Genomic DNA, 15,957 nt, shown 5'->3' on the forward strand with positions numbered 1-15,957 from the left:
TGCGTCAGCTGGTGGGCTGGATTTAGGCTTCTGCTCGCCAGCTTTCAACCACGATGCGTTTCGACAACGATCAGCGTCCCGCCTGGTTGAACTGGGTCATCCTCGGCATTTTTCTCTGGTCGTCCTGGCAGCTGGCGGGTTTCTGGTATCTGAAGTTCCACTGAGCCAGGCCGGCTGAACGAGCCACCGCTTGCCGCTCATGGCCTGGGGGTCACGTTGAGGTTGGAGGGGGGGACCGGGGCCGGGGCACTCATCCGGTTGCGGGAAGCCATTTTCCAGGTCATGGCGATGAAGGGCGACCAAACGAAGGCCGCCACCAGCACTCCGAAGAGCACTTTCGCCACCAAGCGGCCATCAATCCGTTGGCGCGCATGCTCAACCATGGCGCCCACGGTCAGGGCTGTCTTCGCTCTGGCGTTTGAGGCGCTCGATCACCAGGGCCAGGGCCAGTTCCCGCTGGAGGCCGCAGCGTTCGGCCACCTCGATCCAGCGCTCGGCGGCCCGTTCCACCTCCTTCAATTCGGGAGCGCCGGCCCGCAGGGCCTGGAAAGCCTCGAGCAGTTCCGGTCGACGGGCCAGGGAGGGGTCATCGCAGACGATCACCTGACGGCCATCACTGGTGGTGTAGATCAAGGCTCCGTTGGGCCCCAGCAGCGGCGCCGTGGCTGGCAGGGGAAGCTGGCCATCATGCTCACCGCCGCCACCTGAAGCGCCCATGAGGTCGCCGTTGTCGTCGCTGGGGTGGACCATGGCGCGCGCTCGGGGCAGGCAGATTCAGGATTCGGGCAGGTCAGGGATAGGCGTTGGGAACGTAGAACTGCTCGTTCATCGGTGGACGCTGGTAATCGCCACCACTTTTGCGTGGGGGAAGCTCGATTGCCGCCGGTGTCATGTCTTCGTAAGGAACCTTACTGAGGAGGTGGCGGATGCAATTGAGCCTTGCCCGTCGTTTGTCATCCGCTTCGACGGTGAACCAAGGGGCTTCGGGGATGTTGGTGTGGGCGAACATCTGATCCTTGGCTTTGGAAAACTCCAACCAGCGATCCCTTGACTCCAGATCCATGGGGCTGAGCTTCCAGCGGCGGGCGGGATCGTCAATGCGCGATTGAAAGCGGAGCTCCTGCTCCTCATCACTAACGGAAAACCAGTACTTGAGTAAAACGATACCTGAATTGACAAGCATACGTTCGAATTCAGGACAGGACTTCATGAATTGATCAACCTGCTCCTCAGTGCAGAAGCCCATGACCCGCTCAACACCGGCTCGGTTGTACCAGCTGCGGTCAAACAGCACCAGCTCACCAGCGGAAGGAAAATTCTCTACGTAGCGCTGAAAATACCATTGGGACTTCTGCTGGTCCGAAGGTGTGCCCAGGGCCACCACCTTGCACCCGCGTGGGTTCATTGGCTCGGTGATGCGCTTGATCGTGCCTCCTTTCCCCGCCGCATCACGGCCTTCGAAAAGAAGAATCATCCGGAAGCCGGTGTGTTTGATCCAGTACTGCATCTTGACAAGCTCGACCTGAAGTCGCTCCAGTTCAGTTTCGTAGAACTTCTTGCCGAGTCGCTTCTGACTGCCTTCCGCCAGGACTCCGGCTCCCTCCTCTACATCATCAAGGAGGGCCGTGGGGTGATACCGGTCATGCAGACCTTGGGCACTTGAGACCTCTTTGGATTTGGAGTGACTCTTCAAACCAGACTTGGCTTTCTTGCCCTCCTTGGCCTTTCTGCCCTCCTTTCCTTTCCCCATTTTCTCAGAGCCATTTACCTTGGTTGAAACTACCCTTAATCGGATTCAGGTCGCTCGACGGCTTCGTTGATACAGATTTCGAGACCACCGGTTCCTCCAGGCCAGAGCCCATCGCCATCGAGTCGCCGCTGAGGCTGACGCAGAAGCCCCCGCCCTCGAGCACGTCCCCATGGCGAAAGCGCAAGACGCCGCCATGGGCCTGGGCCACCCTGGCGGCGATCGCCAGCCCCAGGCCGCAGTGTCCCTGGCCCCCCCGGGCCCGATCGAGGCGGGTGAAGGGCAGGAGCGCCTGCTCTCGAAGGGATTCGGGTATGCCCGCCCCCTGGTCCCAGACCTGCAGCTCGAAGCCGGTGCCGGCGACCGCGATCAACTTGAGACGCACGGGCGGCTGGCCGTAGCTGAAGGCGTTGTCGATCAGGTTGGCCAAGGCGCGGCTGAGGGCCGTGGGCTGCACCGTCGCCCGCAGAGGAGTCAGCGCCAGCAACAGGGGTGGATCCTCGTACTGGGCCGCCAGTTCGGCTAGCAGTTGATCGAGGGGCAGGTCCACGGGAACCTCGCTGTTGCCACCGCCTGCGAAGAGCAGGAACTGGCGGGTGATGCGCTCAAGCGAATCCAGATCAGCTTCCGCCTTCTGCCGCCCAGGGCCCTCCAGGGACGTCCCCCCCACCGAGAGCCGCAGGCGCAGGCGCGTCAGTGGTGTCTTGAGGTCGTGGGCGATGCCGGCGAGCATCGTGGACCGCTCACGTTCGCTCAGTTCGAGGCGCTCGAGCATGGCGTTGAAGTGCTGGGCCAGCCGGCGCACCTCCCAGGCGCCGCTCTGGGGCAGCGGCGGTGGCTGCCGGTCCACCCCCACCCGGGCCAGGGCCCGCTCCAGTTGCTGCAGGGGTTGTTGCACATCGAGCAGCAGGAACAGACCCCCCGCCAGCAGGCTGCCGCTCACCAGCGAAAGGCTCAGCAGCAGCGGGTCGGGTGGGAAGTTCAGGGGTGGACGGATCGCGGCGAACAGCCAGACGGGCTCCAGGGGAGTGACCAGTTCGATCCAGGCCCCGGGGTCTCGCCCGCCCCCGGCCACCACCCGTGGGCAGTGGGGCAGGCGCTGGCAGAGTTCCCGGCGCAGCCGTTGGGAGCGATCGATCTGCAGGCCGTCTGTGCTGAGCTCCACCCCATCGGGAACCGGTGCCGTGAGGGAGCCCAGGGCCAGCTCCAGCCCACTGAGCTGGGCGACGATCGCCGGGGGGAATCGCTCCAGCGCCAGCTCGCTCAATCGGATGCTCTGGGCCACGTCCGGACCCATCTCGATGATCTGGGCCCGTTCCAACTGGCTGCCAAGCAGGCCCTGCAACATCAGCAGCGAAGCTCCCCACCCACCGACGAAGTAGGCCGCGAATCGCAGCGGCAGGGCTCCCGCCAGCTTCCAGCCCGCCATGCTCAATGACTGCGGGGGGTGCCGTCGGGCACGAACACGTAGCCATAGCCCCAGACCGTCTGCAGGTAGCGGGGGCGGCTGGGATCGGGTTCGATCAGTTTGCGCACCCTGGACACCTGCACATCCATGCTGCGGCTGTCCGTGTCGCTGGAGGGGCCCCGGGCCAGTTCGATCAGGCGCTCGCGCGAGAGGGGCCGCTGGGGGTGCTGCACGAAGGCGGCCAGCAGGCTGAATTCACCGCTGGTGATCGTCACGGGCGCTCCGCCGGATTCCAGGGTGCGGGCGGCCAGGTCGAGGCGGTTCTCCCCGAAGCTCACCACTTCGCCCCCAGCCACCGGCGCCCCGGCGGGCACCGTTCCGCGGCGGCGCATCACCGCTTCGATGCGGGCGGTCAGTTCGCGGGGCAGGAAGGGTTTGGCCAGGTAGTCGTCGGCGCCCTGTTCAAGGCCAATGATCCGGTCCACCGCTTCTCCTTTGGCGGTGAGCATCACCACCGGCAGGTCGTCGGCGTTGTCGCGGAGGCGACGCAGCACCGTGAGGCCGTCGTCGCCCGGCATCATCAGATCGAGCACCACCAGGTCGGGACGCTGGAAGTCGAGTCGGGCCAGCAGCTGGGCCCCGTCGCTGAGGCAGCGCACCTCGTACCCCTGGTCGCCCAGGTAGGTGGCCAGCAGTTGGCGGAGGTCGGGGTCGTCATCCACCACCCAGATCGTGTGGGGTCGGCTCATGGGGTGCCGGCAGAGGCAGTAGAGCGAACTGTATGGAGCCCAGGGGCTCCCACCAGCCCCAGTCGAATCCGGTCACAGATGCGGGGCCCGGAGAGCGCCCCTGGCCAGGGACAATTCGACCAGTGGTCCATAGGCTGATCCGATGCCGCAGGGGGATCAGGGCGTGAGTGGGGCAGCGGGACGCAGACGGGCGATCGGTCGCGCCGCCGCCCTGGGTCTTGCCGCGCTGGTGCTGGGGGCTCCGTGGCCACCGCTGGCCCAGGCCCAGGAGATGGGTGATTTGCAGCGCTACCAGAAGCGGATCGAGAAGCTCTTCCGCAACCTCGACTCCAACGGTGATGGTCGGCTCAGTCCAGATGAGATTCGCGGGCATCTGTTTCTGGAGACGAACTTCCAGCGCTTTGACACGCGGGGCAAGGGCTACCTCAAGCAGATGGACTTGACTCCGCCCGCCGGCAAGCGGCATTTCCTTGGCGAGCGCTTGCGCCAGGCATTCGAGAGGGCCGACCGTAACGGCGATGGACTTCTCTGTGGTGCCGAGCTGGCGACGTTCCCCTGGCTGCTGGCGAATGTTGTCCAGGCCGACCGCAACGGGGACGGATGCGTGAGCCTGGCGGAGCTCTGGGCTCTCCGTCGCTCCCTCTCGCCCCGGCCTCAGCGGGAGGACTGAGCTTTGCGCCTGGGCCAGAGGGCGCGCGCGATCCGGACCAGGCCACTCACCAGCAGGGTCAGGGCCGTCAACGCCAGGGCCACCAGCACCAGCACAGCGAGCAGCTGCAGCAGGCCACTGCCCAGCAGGGTGAGCCCGCTGATCAAGTGGCCGATCGCCTTGCTCACCAGCAGCACGGTGTCGAGCCGCTCCGGCAGCTGCAGCAAAGCCACAAGCAGTCCCGCGCCGACGGCGGCCAGCAGCAGACCCAGTCCGAACTGCTTCAGGCGGGTGGGGGGGCGCTTGCGCTTGCGGTAGACGTCGCGGGAGGGTTGCCCGGAGTGGGCCAGGCGCAGGTGCCGCTTGGGGTCGTCCATCACTCCAAGGCGAATCCCGCGCCGCGCATCCAGCGCTCGAACTCGATCAGCACCAGTTCGTTGGGGCAGTCCACGAGGCTCAGATTCCCCACGGTGCAGTCCCCCTGGCCGCCGTGGTGCAGGGAGAGGTGAAAGTTTTTGCCGCTGAGCCCGCAGACCTCCGGATCACTGCGCACCACCACGTCCAGGGCGGCCCCGAGCCGAGTGACCCGGCGCCTGAGTTCCGACCAGCTCATGGTCATGGGCGCGTGGCCTGGGCAGAGGGCACATCGCCCATCAGTTTGACGCCCCCCCTGCCGGCGTCAACGGTGGCCACTAACGGGGACCATTGGCGGGGGGCTCAGCTGGGGTGGTGGGTGCGGTGCTGGCGCCTGGCGGTGGGGTGGGGCGCGGCGGCGGCACCATCAGGGCCAACGAGGCGGTGAGGGCCACGGCGGCGGCACCGACGATCGGGGCCGCCAGCCGTTGGGCGAGGGGGACCCGCACCAGCAGCTCCCGGCGCTTGAGGGGCTGGGCCTCGGGCAGGGCCAGGGGCAGCTGCACCCGCCAGTCCAGGCGCGCTTGATCCAGGCAGCGCACCAGGTCAGCCAGTTCGGCGTCATCCAGCTGAAGATCGAGGGGCTCGGTGTCCGGCTGACTGCTGCGCAGCAGCAGCCGGTGGCCTGGGCCCTTCGGCTCGATGGCGACGGGGCTGGTGGCGGATCCGAAGGCCCTGGGCACGTCGCTGACCAGGTGCCGGGCATAGGGCAGCACCACCTGAATCAGGGCCAGCAGGTGTTCCCGCTTCCCCTCGAGCTCCGGCCGGCCCGCCAAGGTGAGCTGCCAGCTGGTGAGGATGCCCAGCACCTGTTCGCCCTGGCCGATGGACACATCAGGCAGGCCCTCCAGTTGCAGCCGGGCGCTGGTCTGTTCGTAGCGGTAGGAGAGCTTCATGCTGACGCTCAGGCGGGGGCATCGAGGAGGCTGGCCCGGAGCCGCTCGAACCCTCCCACACCGGCGGACAGCGAGAGGGCGCGCACCAGCTGGCGCGCCAGCTGGTGCCCCTGTTCGGCATGGAGCAGTCGCTGCACGCCGCCGCGGCGGAGGTTGAGCCGCTCGGCCACCAGATCCGCCAGCCGGGCCTGGAACAGTCCCCAGCGCTCGGCGGTGACGGATTCAGGTTCGTTGCTGGAGAGCAGCTGGCGCAGGAGTGGGTAGAGGCGCTCGGCCATGGCGCAGAGGATGCGGATCAGGGCGTCGCTTTCCAGGGGCTCCAGCTGACCGCGGCGGGTGGCCCGGCGCAGGGGATTGGTGCAGCGCCGCTTCCAGAGCTCGACGCGGTTGGGGAACAGGGTGGCGAAGCCCAGTTGCTCGCTCATCCAGATCATTGCCTCGCCGCCGTTGAGATCCAGCGCCTCGACGCAGAGCAGCAGCAGATCGAGGCGCTCCAGCCCCCGGCGGGGCAGGGGCATGGCGTGGGCGCTCGCGGGCCCGCTGGTGGGGCGGCTCGCGGCGGGGAGGGTGGAGGTGGTGTCTTCGGGCATGGCTGCGATGATGCCAGCGCTCCAGGCCATCCGTCAGTGCCTCCTGTAGATCTGCGTCAGCTGGTCCGCGAGATTCCAGACTTTCCCAAGCCCGGGATCCTCTTCCGCGACCTCACCCCCTTGATGCGCGACCCGGTCGGTTGGCAGGAGGTGGTGCGTCAGCTCGGGGCGATCTGCGAGCGCCTGCAACCGGATCTGATCGTCGGGATTGAATCGCGCGGCTTCATCGTCGGGACGGCCCTGGCCACGGCCGTGCGCCTGGGCTTCGTGCCCGTGCGCAAGCCCGGCAAGCTGCCCGGCCGGGTGGTCGGCATCGACTACGCCCTGGAATACGGCACCGACCGCCTGGAGATTCAGCACGACGCCCTCCCCGCCGGTTCCAGGGTGCTGATCGTCGATGACCTGCTGGCCACCGGCGGCACCGCCGGTGCCTGTGCCCAGCTGGTGGAGGAGGCGGGCGGGGCCCTGGTGGGCTTCGGCTTCGTCGCTGAGCTGGCCGCCCTGCAGGGTCGCCTGCGCCTCCCGGATCAGCAACCCGTTGAATCGCTGATCATCTACGGCTGAGCTCAGATCTGGGTGTCCTGCCAGGTGAGCACCTGATCGAGTTGATCCAGGTTGATCAGCCCGAAGCGCCAGAGCACCACCGGCAGCGGAGCCTGCTCCAACTGGGCCTGCTTCACCCCCAGGGCGAGGGCGTTTTCGCTCAGGCCCAGCTCCCGGCTGAGATAGCGCACCAGCTCTGAGGAGGGAAACGGCTGGGGGGCGGTGCTCAGGACCACAGCGGAGCCCGGTTCATGGGTTCACTCTGACCAAGGGAACAGTCGGCGGCAAGGGCCGAAGGTCATCAGGGCCAGGGCCAGGGCGCGCAGGGGAGCCCAGCGCTTCAGGGCCGTAAGGGCCGTGCCCCGCAGCAGCCTGGCGGGGGGGAAGCGGTTGGAGAACAACCGCACCAGGACATCGGTGGCCAGCAGGGTGAGCAGCACATCGCCCCAGCGCCGCCAGGCATAGGCGGCGCCGAGGCGCTGGGGCGCCAGGCGACCACGGCTGACCCGCCCCGCCTGGCGCCGCAGCTCGGCCACATCCCGCCAGCAGAGGTTGAGCCCCTGGCCGCCCACGGGATGGCAGCGGTGGGCCGTTTCGCCCACCAGGAGGGCGTTGCCCCGGTGCAGGCGTCGGGCCAGCTCCAGGGCCACCGGGTAGGCCCGGGGTTGATCAAGCAGGGCATCCACCTGGATTGCCTGGGGCAGCACGCCGGAGAGGGCCTCCAGGAAGGCCACAGGATCGAGTCCCTCCAGCCGGCGCAGGCGCTCGGCCGGGGCACTCCAGACCAGCTGGAAGCGGTCGCCCCCCAGGGGCAACACGGCAAAGGGCCCCTCGGGGCGGAACAGCTCCCAGGCCTGATCGGGGGCGGAGCCACGCAGGCGCACCTTCACGGTCAGACAGCCCTGGCGGTAGGGGAGGCTCCAGTGGCCGATGCCGAGGGCGGCCCGGGTGCTGGAGCGGCCGCCATCGGCCACGACGGTCCAGTCAGGCGGACCGCCGCGATCGGCCGACGGGCTCGAATCGCTCCCGCCGCCGAGCTGCAGCTCCACGGCGGGATGGGCCCCCAGGCGATCGAGCAGCAGGGTCATCAGAGGGCTGTGGTCCAGGATCCAGCCCACCGCCTCACTGGGATGCTGGGCCCGCTCCCCGCCCAGATCATCTGTGGAGAACGGTACCCGCTGAGCGAGTGAGAGGTCGCAGAGTTCGAGCTGGCGGAACGGCACAAGATCGGCTTCCAGAGCGTCCCAGAGCTGGACCGCTTCCAGCAGTTCCTGGCTGGAATGGCTGAGGGCGTAGGCGCGGCTGCGGGCCTTGAGCGGCTCCGGGCCCAGGGGATCGAGCAGCTGGACCCGCCAGCCCGCCTGGGCCAGCACCAGGGCAGCGAGGGCGCCGGTGGGCCCGGCGCCGACCACCCGGGCCAGCAAGGGAGTGCGCATGGGGATCGGGGCTGGCCAGGGAATTCAGTGGCCACAAAAAAGCCGCAACAGAAGTCTGCTGCGGCAAGGGAACAGGAGGGGGCAGGGATCAGCCCAGGCCGAGCAGTCCGCGAGTAAAGGCCTCGCCTCCGAGGGCGAATTCGGTCGCCAGCAGGGCGATGAAGCCGAGCATGGCCATGCGGCCGTTGAGCTTTTCGGCGCGCTCGTGGAAGCCCCAGCCGCTCTCGACTGAGACGACTTCCATGCGGGGCTCGGTGGCGAAAGCGTTCAGGCGGCCACCGTCTTCGGTGGTGACGGTGGCGCCGCGGATGGTGGCGCGCTCAGTGGCGGTGGGGGCGAGGGTGGCGGTGGCGGTCATGGGGCAGCTCCGAGTGGATGAGCGAATTGTAACGCATTGTTTCGCCAAGTAACGGGGTGTGAAAACCGACCGGTGGCCCGGGCTGCTCTCAGGGGGCCTGGATCGCCTTCAGCGCAGGCGGCGCAGGCAAAGTTCTTCGAAGGCCGGTCGCAGCAGGAAGGGGTACTCACCCACCCACAGCTTCAATTGGGGGATCCAGGCATCGGTGAGGGCACCAACGCGGGAGAAATCCTTGCGTTCGCTCAGCACCAGGCAGCGAATCGCCATGCCCCGCCGCAGCGCCTTGTGCTTTTTGTCCATCGGGAAGCGCAGCTGGCCCAGGTAGCCGTCCTCGTCCTGCAGCTCCAGGCAGAGCCAGGTGCGCCGGTTCTCCACCAGCTCCAGGCGCCCGCGGGCATCGGCGCGCTCACTGCGCGCCTCGACGCGCTCTTTGGTGTATAGATCAGCGATCTCGCCAGAGAAGATCGCCGCCGCCGGGTAGCGCCGCAGGGTGGCGTTGCGCTGGCCGGCCTCCAGGATCGGGCCCCAGAGCACATAGAGCAAAAAGACGAAGCCCACCACCAGCCAGACCGGGCCCCAGGTGCTGGAGAACTGGCCCTGGGCAAAGAGCAGCGCCAGCACCCCACCGATCACGGCGATCAGCACCCGCTGCAGGATTTTGCGCGGGTCGCCGGTGCAGGCATTGAACTGGGGGCCGGTGGCGATCGCGGGGATCAGCCGCTGCAGTTCACCGGTCTTGAGCGGAAGAAGCATCGGTAGGGGCGCGCAGGCCCATGCTGGCGGGTTTCAGAGCAGGCGCTCCAGGCCATAGACCAGCCCCGGCAGTTGCCGCACCTTGCGCACGCTGAGCAGCACCCCGGGCATGTAGGCAGAACGTTCAATCGTGTCGTGGCGCAGGGTGTAGGTCTCCCCCGGAGCGCCGAACATCACCTCCTGGTGGGCCACCAGCCCAGGCAGGCGAACCGAGTGCAGGCGCAGGCCGCTGGCGCGCAGGCCGCCACGCACGCCGGCGAGGGTTTCGTGCTCCTCCACCTGCGGTTCGTTGAAGCTCTTGCCCAGTTCTTCGATCAGCTCGGCGGTCTTGAGGCAGGTGCCGCTGGGGGCATCGGCCTTGCGGTTGTGGTGCAGCTCGGTGAGCTCGGCGAAGTCGTAGAAGCGGGCGGCGGCGGCGGCGGCCTGCTGCAGCAGCACCATGCCCACCGAGAAGTTGGGGATCACCGCAGCCCCTACCGAGGCCTTGCCCGCGAAGACGGCCAGGTCGGAGAGCTGCTGGGGCGAGAGGCCCGTGGTGCCGATCACCGGATGCACCCCGTAGGCGATGGCGGCCCTGGTGTGCTCATAGACCACCTTCGGGTGGGTGAAATCCACCAGCACGGCGCCACCCCCCGGCCCCGACTGGCGCACGGCCTGGCTGGCGGCGCAGAGGCTGCCCTCGAAATCTGCGGTGATCGCCACCTCCAGCTCCCCCAGGCCCAGCTCCAGGCCCACGTCGGCCCCTTCCTTCCCGGGCGTGGTGTCGATCGCCCCCACCAGCTCGAGGCCCGGGGCGCCGCTGACGGCCTTGACCACCTCGGCCCCCATGCGCCCCAGGGCACCGGCCACCACGACGGGGATCGGGCCGGAGCTGGGCTCAGGGCTCGGGGTCGTCATCACGGCGCGCACGAATGGGGGGGAGCCTATGGCCCCCGAGCCGGGGGATTCCCCTGTAACGCCTGGACGCTGCGGTGCGCAGGCGCCGGATGCCGTCCGTAGGCTGCTTCACATTGCTCAATCGATCGCCGATGTTCACGCAGGTCCGCTCCGCCTCCCGCCGGGTCAGTCCTGCCCTGACGGCCGATGGACGGCCGGACGGCCGCACCTTGATGCGCGTGGTCTACGTGGTGCTGGAGCCCCAGTACCAGAACGCCCTGACGGTGGCGGCCACCAGCTTGAACGAGCAGAACAACGCCCTGGCGGTGGATCTGAGCGGCTATTTGATCGAGGAGCTCCGTGATCCGCAGAACTTCGCCGATTTCTGCGCCGATGTGGCCCAGGCGGATGTGTTCATCGCCTCGCTGATCTTCATCGAGGATCTGGCCCAGAAAGTGGTGGAGGCGGTGGCGCCCCACCGCGACCGGCTCAAGGCCGCCGTGGTGTTCCCCTCCATGCCGGAGGTGATGCGGCTCAACAAGCTCGGCACCTTCTCCATGGCCCAGCTGGGCCAGAGCAAGAGCGCCATCGCCAGCTTCATGAAAAAGCGCAAGGAGGCCGGCGGCGCCGGTTTCCAGGACGCGATGCTCAAACTGCTGAACACGCTCCCCACCGTTCTCAAGTACCTGCCGGTGGAGAAGGCGCAGGATGCGCGCTCGTTCATGCTCAGTTTTCAGTACTGGCTGGGGGGAACGCCGGACAACCTGCGCAATTTCCTGCTGATGCTCGCGGACAAGTACGTCTTCCCCAGGGGGGAGACGGAGCGTCCCGAACTGGCGGTGGCCGATCCGGTGGTGTTCCCTGACCTGGGCCTCTGGCATCCCCTGGCGCCGGGGATGTTTGAAGACCTCAAGGAGTATCTGAACTGGACCGCGAGCCGCTCCGATCGTTCCGAAGCGGCGCGCCAGGGCCCGGTGATCGGCCTGGTGCTGCAGCGCAGCCACATCGTCACCGGCGATGACGCCCACTATGTGGCCGTCATCCAGGAGCTCGAATACCGGGGCGCCACCGTGATTCCAGTGTTCTGCGGCGGCCTCGATTTCTCCAAGCCCCTCAATGCCTATTTCTTTGACCCGCTCGATCCCGAGCGGCCGATCGTCGATGGGGCGGTGAGCCTCACCGGATTCGCCCTGGTGGGGGGGCCGGCCCGCCAGGACCACCCCAAGGCGATCGAAGCGCTCAAGCGTCTGAACCGCCCCTACATGGTGGCGCTGCCGCTGGTGTTCCAGACCACCCAGGAATGGGAGGAGAGTGACTTGGGACTGCACCCGGTGCAGGTGGCGTTGCAGATCGCCATCCCCGAACTCGATGGCGCGATCGAGCCGATCGTGCTCTCAGGCCGCGATGACGCCACCGGCAAGGCCCACACCCTCCAGGACCGGGTGGAGGCGATCGCCGAGCGCTCGATCCGCTGGGCCCAGCTGCGGCGCAAGCCCCGCAGCGAGAAGAAGCTGGCGATCACCGTGTTCAGCTTCCCCCCCGACAAGGGCAACGTCGGCACGGCGGCCTACCTCGATGTGTTCGGCTCGATCCACCGGGTGCTCCAGGAGATGGACGCCAAGGGCTACGACGTGCGGGGCCTGCCCCGCGATGGCAAGGCGCTGATGGAACTGGTGATCAACGATCCCGAGGCCCTGCAGGGAGCCCCGGAACTGGCGATCGCCCACCGCATGGGCGTGGCCGAGTACGAGCGGCTCACCCCCTACTCCGAACGGCTGGAGGAGAACTGGGGCAAACCCCCGGGCAACCTGAACAGCGATGGCACCAACCTGCTGATCTACGGCCGCCATTTCGGCAATGTGTTCATCGGCGTGCAGCCCACCTTCGGCTACGAAGGCGATCCCATGCGGTTGCTGTATTCGCGCAGCGCCAGCCCCCACCACGGTTTTGCCGCTTACTACACCTACCTCGAAAAGATCTGGAAGGCCGATGCCGTGCTGCATTTCGGCACCCACGGCTCCCTGGAGTTCATGCCCGGCAAGCAGATGGGCATGAGCGACACCTGCTACCCCGATTCACTGATCGGCGGCCTGCCGAACCTTTACTACTACGCCGCCAACAACCCCTCCGAAGCCACGATCGCCAAGCGCCGGGGGTACGCGGCAACCATCAGCTACCTCACTCCGCCGGCCGAAAACGCCGGCCTCTACAAGGGGCTCAAGGAGCTTGGCGAACTGGTGGGCTCCTACCAGCAGCTGCGCGAAAGCTCCAGGGGTGTGCAGATCGTCAACGCGATGGTGGAAACGGCGCGCCAGTGCAACCTCGACAAGGACGTGACCCTCCCGGAGCAGGACGCCTCCGAGCTGAGCCGCGAGCAGCGCGACGACGTGGTCGGGGCGCTCTACCGCCAGCTGATGGAGATCGAGAGCCGGCTGCTGCCCTGCGGCCTGCACACGATCGGCAAGCCGCCCACCGCCGAGGAGGCGATCGCCACGTTGGTGAACATTGCTGCGCTCGAGCGGGAGGAGGAGGGCTACCGCAGCCTGCCGGCCCTGCTGGCCGAGAGCCTGGGCCGCACGATCGATGGGGTGTATGCGGGCAACGACTCCGGTGTGCTCGCCGATGTGGAGCTCAACCGCACCCTCACTGAAACCTCCCGTGCCGCCGTGGGCGCCATGGTTCGCTCCGTCACCGGGGCCGATGGGCGCGTGAACCTGCGCGGGCGCTTCGGCTGGTTCACCCAGCTGCTGGAGCGCTTCGGCTTCAAGCTCCCCAGCCCCTGGCTGAGCGCCTGCCGGGCGGCGGGTTTCCCCGCGGTCGATCCCGCCGAGCTCGACAGGCTCTTTGGCTACCTGCGCTTCTGCCTGGAGCAGATCTGCGCCGACATGGAGATGGAGAGCCTGCTGCGCGCCCTTGATGGCGAGTACGTGCTGCCCGGCCCGGGCGGTGATCCGATCCGCAACCCCGGCGTGCTGCCCAGCGGCAAGAACATCCACGCCCTTGATCCGCAGGCGATTCCCACCCGGGCGGCGGTGGCGGCGGCCAAGGTGGTGGTGGATCGGCTGATCGAGCGCCAGAAGGCGGAGCAGGGCACCTGGCCGGAAACGATTGCCTGCGTGCTCTGGGGCACCGACAACATCAAGACCTACGGCGAATCCCTGGCCCAGATTCTCTGGTTCATCGGTGTCAAACCCGTGGCTGATTCCCTGGGGAGGGTGAACAAGCTGGAGCTGCTTTCGCTGGAGGAGCTCGGCCGGCCGCGCATCGACGTGGTGGTGAATTGCAGCGGCGTGTTTCGCGATCTGTTCATCAACCAGATGGCGCTGATCGATCAAGGGGTGAAGATGGCCGCCGAGGCCGATGAGCCGCTGGAGCTGAACTTCGTGCGCAAGCACAGCCAGGAGCAGGCGGCGGCCCAGGGGGTTACCCTCCGCGAGGCAGCCACCCGGGTGTTCTCCAATGCCAGCGGCAGCTACAGCTCGAATGTGAACCTGGCCGTCGAGAACAGCACGTGGGAGGAGGAAGGCGAGCTGCAGGAGATGTATCTGAGCCGCAAGACCTTCGCCTTCAACGCCGACAACCCCGGTGAGATGAACCAGAACCGTGAGGTGTTCGAAGCGGCGATGAAGACGGCCGATGTCACCTTCCAGAATCTGGATTCCGCCGAGATCTCGCTCACCGATGTGAGCCATTACTTTGACTCCGACCCCACCAAGCTGATCGCAGGCCTGCGCGCCGATGGCAAGGCACCCACCAGCTACATCGCCGACACCACCACCGCCAATGCCCAGGTGCGTTCGTTGAGCGAAACGATCCGGCTCGATTCCCGCACCAAGCTCCTCAACCCCAAGTGGTACGAGGGCATGCTCAATTCCGGTTATGAGGGGGTGCGCGAAGTGGCCAAACGGCTCAATTTCACCCTGGGCTGGAGCGCCACCAGTGGCGCAGTGGATAACTTCGTGTACGAGGAGGCCAACGAGACCTTCATCAACGATCCGGAGATGCGCCAGCGCTTGATGGATCTCAACCCCCACAGCTTCCGCCGCATCGTCGGCACCCTTTTGGAAGTGAACGGCCGTGGCTACTGGGAAACTTCCGATGAGAACATTGCCCAGCTGCAGGAGATCTACCAGGAGATCGAAGACCGCATCGAAGGGGTGAGCTGAGCACCGCTTCACCTGACCTCCAGGTGGCTATTCAGTGTGAATGCCCATCGACAGCATGCACCACGCCGAACGCTCCAGGGGTTGCGGCGAGGGCCATAGCTTCTCGGCGAAAACACCTGCACCACGGCCCAGGCACGCCCGTGCCGAGCTTGACCAGCCCTGATTCTTCCCCTGGAGCCGTTGCCGTCACGGCCATCCGGGCCGCTTCAAGGGCATCTGTGGAGAACGCGGGCGCGGTTCCTGGCCCGGCACGCCCCTGGTGGCGATCAAGATCACCCCACGGCCGCGGCGACTCCCAGGCGAACGAGTCGCCGCCGAAACGGGCCGGAGCAGGAGTTCCGCCAAGGGCTCGACCCCAGAAGCGCCCGGGGCCGTGGCCATCCGATCCCCATCGGATTGCAGGCCTGATTTCCACAGCACGCAAGGCACCCACGGAGCTCACAACAGCCCCCCGTGCCCGTCATGCCCCCCTGCAGCGGGGTAAGGCGAGCTGCCCTTGGGCCCAGAGTAACGAGAGCCCCCGCCTGGCCCATGCCCCTGCTGCCCCGCCGCTTCGAGCGGATCCAAGGCGTCCTGAATCGGCGCATGGAAAATCTGACGGTGCTGCTGGAGCACGTGGACAAGCCCCACAACCTCTCGGCGATCCTGCGCAGTTGTGATGCGGTGGGGGTGCTCGACGCCCATGTGGTGAGCCTGCCGGGGCGGGCACGCACGTTCAACGACACCGCCAAGGGCAGCCAGAAGTGGGTGAGCCTGCACCCCCAGGAGGGCACCCCCACCGCTTTGACACGGCTGCGAGACCAGGGCTTCCGGATCTTCGGCACCCATCTGGGCGTGAACGCGCTCGATTACCGCCAGTGCGACTTCACCGGACCCACCGCCTTCGTGCTCGGGGCCGAGAAATGGGGCCTGGCGGAGGCCACGGCCAACGGCGTCGACCAGGCGCTGTTCATCCCGATGATCGGCATGGTGCAGTCGCTGAACGTGTCAGTGGCGGCGGCGATCCTGCTGTTCGAGGCCCTGCGGCAGCGCCAGGCCGCCGGACTGCTGCCCACCCAGGGCGAGGGGGTGGCCCCCGAGCGCTACAGACGCCTGCTGGTCGAGTGGGCCTACCCGCAGGTGGCGGCCTGGTGCCGGAGGGAGGGGCGCCCCTACCCGGCGCTCACGGCGGAGGGGGAGATCGCCGAGGAGCTGCCGCGGACGCTGCGGTTGCGGTGTTGAGGGGGCGGGGCTCAGGAGCGGAGACACTCCGCCATCGGAGCCGTCAGCGACCAGCAGCGATCCACCGGTTCAGGATTGGATCATGGCTGTCATCCAATCTGGATCCACTCCACCCCAGCTGGTTGAGGCTTCTCTCCGAGGCCACGGAGGC

At 67.3% G+C, this 15,957-nt stretch carries 18 protein-coding genes; 4 read left to right on the forward strand and 14 right to left on the reverse strand.

Annotated features, from left to right (window positions below; genetic code table 11):
* Positions 1–197: 197 nt before the first annotated feature.
* Genes KBY88_RS02835 through KBY88_RS02855 form a run of 5 tightly spaced genes read right to left on the reverse strand, consistent with a single transcriptional unit; the run spans position 198 to position 3,904 of the window.
* Positions 198–383 carry a hypothetical protein gene (locus KBY88_RS02835; RefSeq protein WP_254938355.1) on the reverse strand — a complete coding sequence of 62 codons (186 nt, stop codon included), beginning with the start codon at positions 381–383 and terminating at the stop codon, positions 198–200.
* Positions 376–750, reverse strand: a complete 375-nt coding sequence (locus tag KBY88_RS02840; RefSeq protein WP_254938356.1) for a hypothetical protein — start codon at positions 748–750, stop codon at positions 376–378. Before KBY88_RS02840 ends, KBY88_RS02835 begins: the two co-directional genes overlap by 8 nt.
* A 40-nt stretch (positions 751–790) precedes the next feature.
* Positions 791–1,750, reverse strand: a complete 960-nt coding sequence (gene ppk2 / locus KBY88_RS02845; RefSeq protein ID WP_254938357.1) for a polyphosphate kinase 2 — start codon at positions 1,748–1,750, stop codon at positions 791–793.
* A gap of 4 nt (positions 1,751–1,754) precedes the next feature.
* Positions 1,755–3,176, reverse strand: coding sequence for an ATP-binding protein (locus tag KBY88_RS02850; RefSeq protein WP_254938358.1), 1,422 nt, complete (start codon positions 3,174–3,176; stop codon positions 1,755–1,757).
* A gap of 2 nt (positions 3,177–3,178) precedes the next feature.
* Positions 3,179–3,904 carry a response regulator gene (locus KBY88_RS02855; RefSeq protein ID WP_254938359.1) on the reverse strand — a complete coding sequence of 242 codons (726 nt, stop codon included), beginning with the start codon at positions 3,902–3,904 and terminating at the stop codon, positions 3,179–3,181.
* Positions 3,905–4,046: 142 nt separating this feature from the next.
* On the opposite strand from KBY88_RS02855, the gene KBY88_RS02860 reads away from it, so the two are divergent.
* Positions 4,047–4,574, forward strand: coding sequence for an EF-hand domain-containing protein (locus KBY88_RS02860; RefSeq protein ID WP_254938360.1), 528 nt, complete (start codon positions 4,047–4,049; stop codon positions 4,572–4,574).
* Here KBY88_RS02860 and KBY88_RS02865 read toward each other — a convergent pair.
* The 4 genes from KBY88_RS02865 to KBY88_RS02880 all read right to left on the reverse strand — a co-directional run bounded on the left by KBY88_RS02865 (position 4,559) and on the right by KBY88_RS02880 (position 6,453).
* Positions 4,559–4,930, reverse strand: a complete 372-nt coding sequence (locus KBY88_RS02865; RefSeq protein WP_254938361.1) for a hypothetical protein — start codon at positions 4,928–4,930, stop codon at positions 4,559–4,561. The genes KBY88_RS02860 and KBY88_RS02865 overlap by 16 nt on opposite strands.
* Positions 4,930–5,172 (reverse strand): hypothetical protein, encoded by a 243-nt coding sequence (locus tag KBY88_RS02870; protein WP_254938362.1) that lies wholly within the window; start codon positions 5,170–5,172, stop codon positions 4,930–4,932. The genes KBY88_RS02865 and KBY88_RS02870 overlap by 1 nt, the downstream gene beginning before the upstream one ends.
* Before the next feature lie 73 nt (positions 5,173–5,245).
* On the reverse strand, positions 5,246–5,863 hold the full coding sequence (locus KBY88_RS02875; RefSeq protein WP_254938363.1) for a DUF4335 domain-containing protein: 618 nt from the start codon (positions 5,861–5,863) through the stop codon (positions 5,246–5,248).
* A gap of 8 nt (positions 5,864–5,871) precedes the next feature.
* Positions 5,872–6,453, reverse strand: a complete 582-nt coding sequence (locus KBY88_RS02880; RefSeq protein ID WP_396102394.1) for a DUF3038 domain-containing protein — start codon at positions 6,451–6,453, stop codon at positions 5,872–5,874.
* Positions 6,454–6,489: 36 nt separating this feature from the next.
* Between KBY88_RS02880 and KBY88_RS02885 the strand changes: the two genes are divergently transcribed.
* On the forward strand, positions 6,490–7,017 hold the full coding sequence (locus tag KBY88_RS02885; RefSeq protein ID WP_254938364.1) for an adenine phosphoribosyltransferase: 528 nt from the start codon (positions 6,490–6,492) through the stop codon (positions 7,015–7,017).
* Between the two features lie 2 nt (positions 7,018–7,019).
* Here KBY88_RS02885 and KBY88_RS02890 read toward each other — a convergent pair whose 3' ends face one another.
* The 5 genes from KBY88_RS02890 to dapB form a co-directional block, all read right to left on the reverse strand.
* Positions 7,020–7,232: a DUF2949 domain-containing protein gene (locus KBY88_RS02890; RefSeq protein WP_254938365.1), complete on the reverse strand. Its 213-nt coding sequence runs from the start codon at positions 7,230–7,232 to the stop codon at positions 7,020–7,022.
* 21 nt (positions 7,233–7,253) lie between these two features.
* On the reverse strand, positions 7,254–8,432 hold the full coding sequence (locus KBY88_RS02895) for an FAD-dependent monooxygenase (RefSeq protein WP_254938366.1): 1,179 nt from the start codon (positions 8,430–8,432) through the stop codon (positions 7,254–7,256).
* An 88-nt stretch (positions 8,433–8,520) separates the two neighbouring features.
* A complete protein-coding gene (locus KBY88_RS02900) occupies positions 8,521–8,790 on the reverse strand; it encodes a CAB/ELIP/HLIP family chlorophyll-binding protein (protein WP_254938367.1) in 270 nt (89 codons plus the stop codon).
* A 108-nt stretch (positions 8,791–8,898) separates the two neighbouring features.
* Complete coding sequence (locus tag KBY88_RS02905; protein WP_254938368.1) at positions 8,899–9,543, reverse strand: DUF8619 family protein; 645 nt, start codon at positions 9,541–9,543, stop codon at positions 8,899–8,901.
* 33 nt (positions 9,544–9,576) lie between these two features.
* Positions 9,577–10,440 (reverse strand): 4-hydroxy-tetrahydrodipicolinate reductase, encoded by an 864-nt coding sequence (gene dapB / locus KBY88_RS02910; RefSeq protein ID WP_254938369.1) that lies wholly within the window; start codon positions 10,438–10,440, stop codon positions 9,577–9,579.
* 131 nt (positions 10,441–10,571) lie between these two features.
* Between dapB and KBY88_RS02915 the strand changes: the two genes are divergently transcribed.
* Complete coding sequence (locus tag KBY88_RS02915; RefSeq protein WP_254938370.1) at positions 10,572–14,585, forward strand: magnesium chelatase subunit H; 4,014 nt, start codon at positions 10,572–10,574, stop codon at positions 14,583–14,585.
* A gap of 531 nt (positions 14,586–15,116) precedes the next feature.
* Positions 15,117–15,806: a TrmH family RNA methyltransferase gene (locus tag KBY88_RS02920; RefSeq protein ID WP_254938371.1), complete on the forward strand. Its 690-nt coding sequence runs from the start codon at positions 15,117–15,119 to the stop codon at positions 15,804–15,806.
* Positions 15,807–15,957: the final 151 nt, after the last annotated feature.

The organism is Cyanobium sp. Morenito 9A2 (genome assembly GCF_024345575.1).
In the GTDB taxonomy this organism is placed as follows: Bacteria; Cyanobacteriota; Cyanobacteriia; order PCC-6307; family Cyanobiaceae; genus ATX-6F1.

Coding starts and splice junctions, on each gene's coding strand:
- KBY88_RS02895 (WP_254938366.1), bottom strand. CDS start 8,432: ATGCGCACTCCCTTGCTGGCCCGGGTGGTCGGCGCCGGGCCCACCGGC.
- KBY88_RS02855 (WP_254938359.1), bottom strand. CDS start 3,904: ATGAGCCGACCCCACACGATCTGGGTGGTGGATGACGACCCCGACCTC.
- KBY88_RS02875 (WP_254938363.1), bottom strand. CDS start 5,863: ATGAAGCTCTCCTACCGCTACGAACAGACCAGCGCCCGGCTGCAACTG.
- ppk2 (WP_254938357.1), bottom strand. CDS start 1,750: ATGGGGAAAGGAAAGGAGGGCAGAAAGGCCAAGGAGGGCAAGAAAGCC.
- KBY88_RS02840 (WP_254938356.1), bottom strand. CDS start 750: ATGGTCCACCCCAGCGACGACAACGGCGACCTCATGGGCGCTTCAGGT.
- KBY88_RS02865 (WP_254938361.1), bottom strand. CDS start 4,930: ATGGACGACCCCAAGCGGCACCTGCGCCTGGCCCACTCCGGGCAACCC.
- KBY88_RS02850 (WP_254938358.1), bottom strand. CDS start 3,176: ATGGCGGGCTGGAAGCTGGCGGGAGCCCTGCCGCTGCGATTCGCGGCC.
- dapB (WP_254938369.1), bottom strand. CDS start 10,440: ATGACGACCCCGAGCCCTGAGCCCAGCTCCGGCCCGATCCCCGTCGTG.
- KBY88_RS02860 (WP_254938360.1), top strand. CDS start 4,047: ATGCCGCAGGGGGATCAGGGCGTGAGTGGGGCAGCGGGACGCAGACGG.
- KBY88_RS02835 (WP_254938355.1), bottom strand. CDS start 383: ATGGTTGAGCATGCGCGCCAACGGATTGATGGCCGCTTGGTGGCGAAA.
- KBY88_RS02870 (WP_254938362.1), bottom strand. CDS start 5,172: ATGACCATGAGCTGGTCGGAACTCAGGCGCCGGGTCACTCGGCTCGGG.
- KBY88_RS02900 (WP_254938367.1), bottom strand. CDS start 8,790: ATGACCGCCACCGCCACCCTCGCCCCCACCGCCACTGAGCGCGCCACC.
- KBY88_RS02880 (WP_396102394.1), bottom strand. CDS start 6,453: ATGCCCGAAGACACCACCTCCACCCTCCCCGCCGCGAGCCGCCCCACC.
- KBY88_RS02920 (WP_254938371.1), top strand. CDS start 15,117: ATGCCCCTGCTGCCCCGCCGCTTCGAGCGGATCCAAGGCGTCCTGAAT.
- KBY88_RS02905 (WP_254938368.1), bottom strand. CDS start 9,543: ATGCTTCTTCCGCTCAAGACCGGTGAACTGCAGCGGCTGATCCCCGCG.
- KBY88_RS02915 (WP_254938370.1), top strand. CDS start 10,572: ATGTTCACGCAGGTCCGCTCCGCCTCCCGCCGGGTCAGTCCTGCCCTG.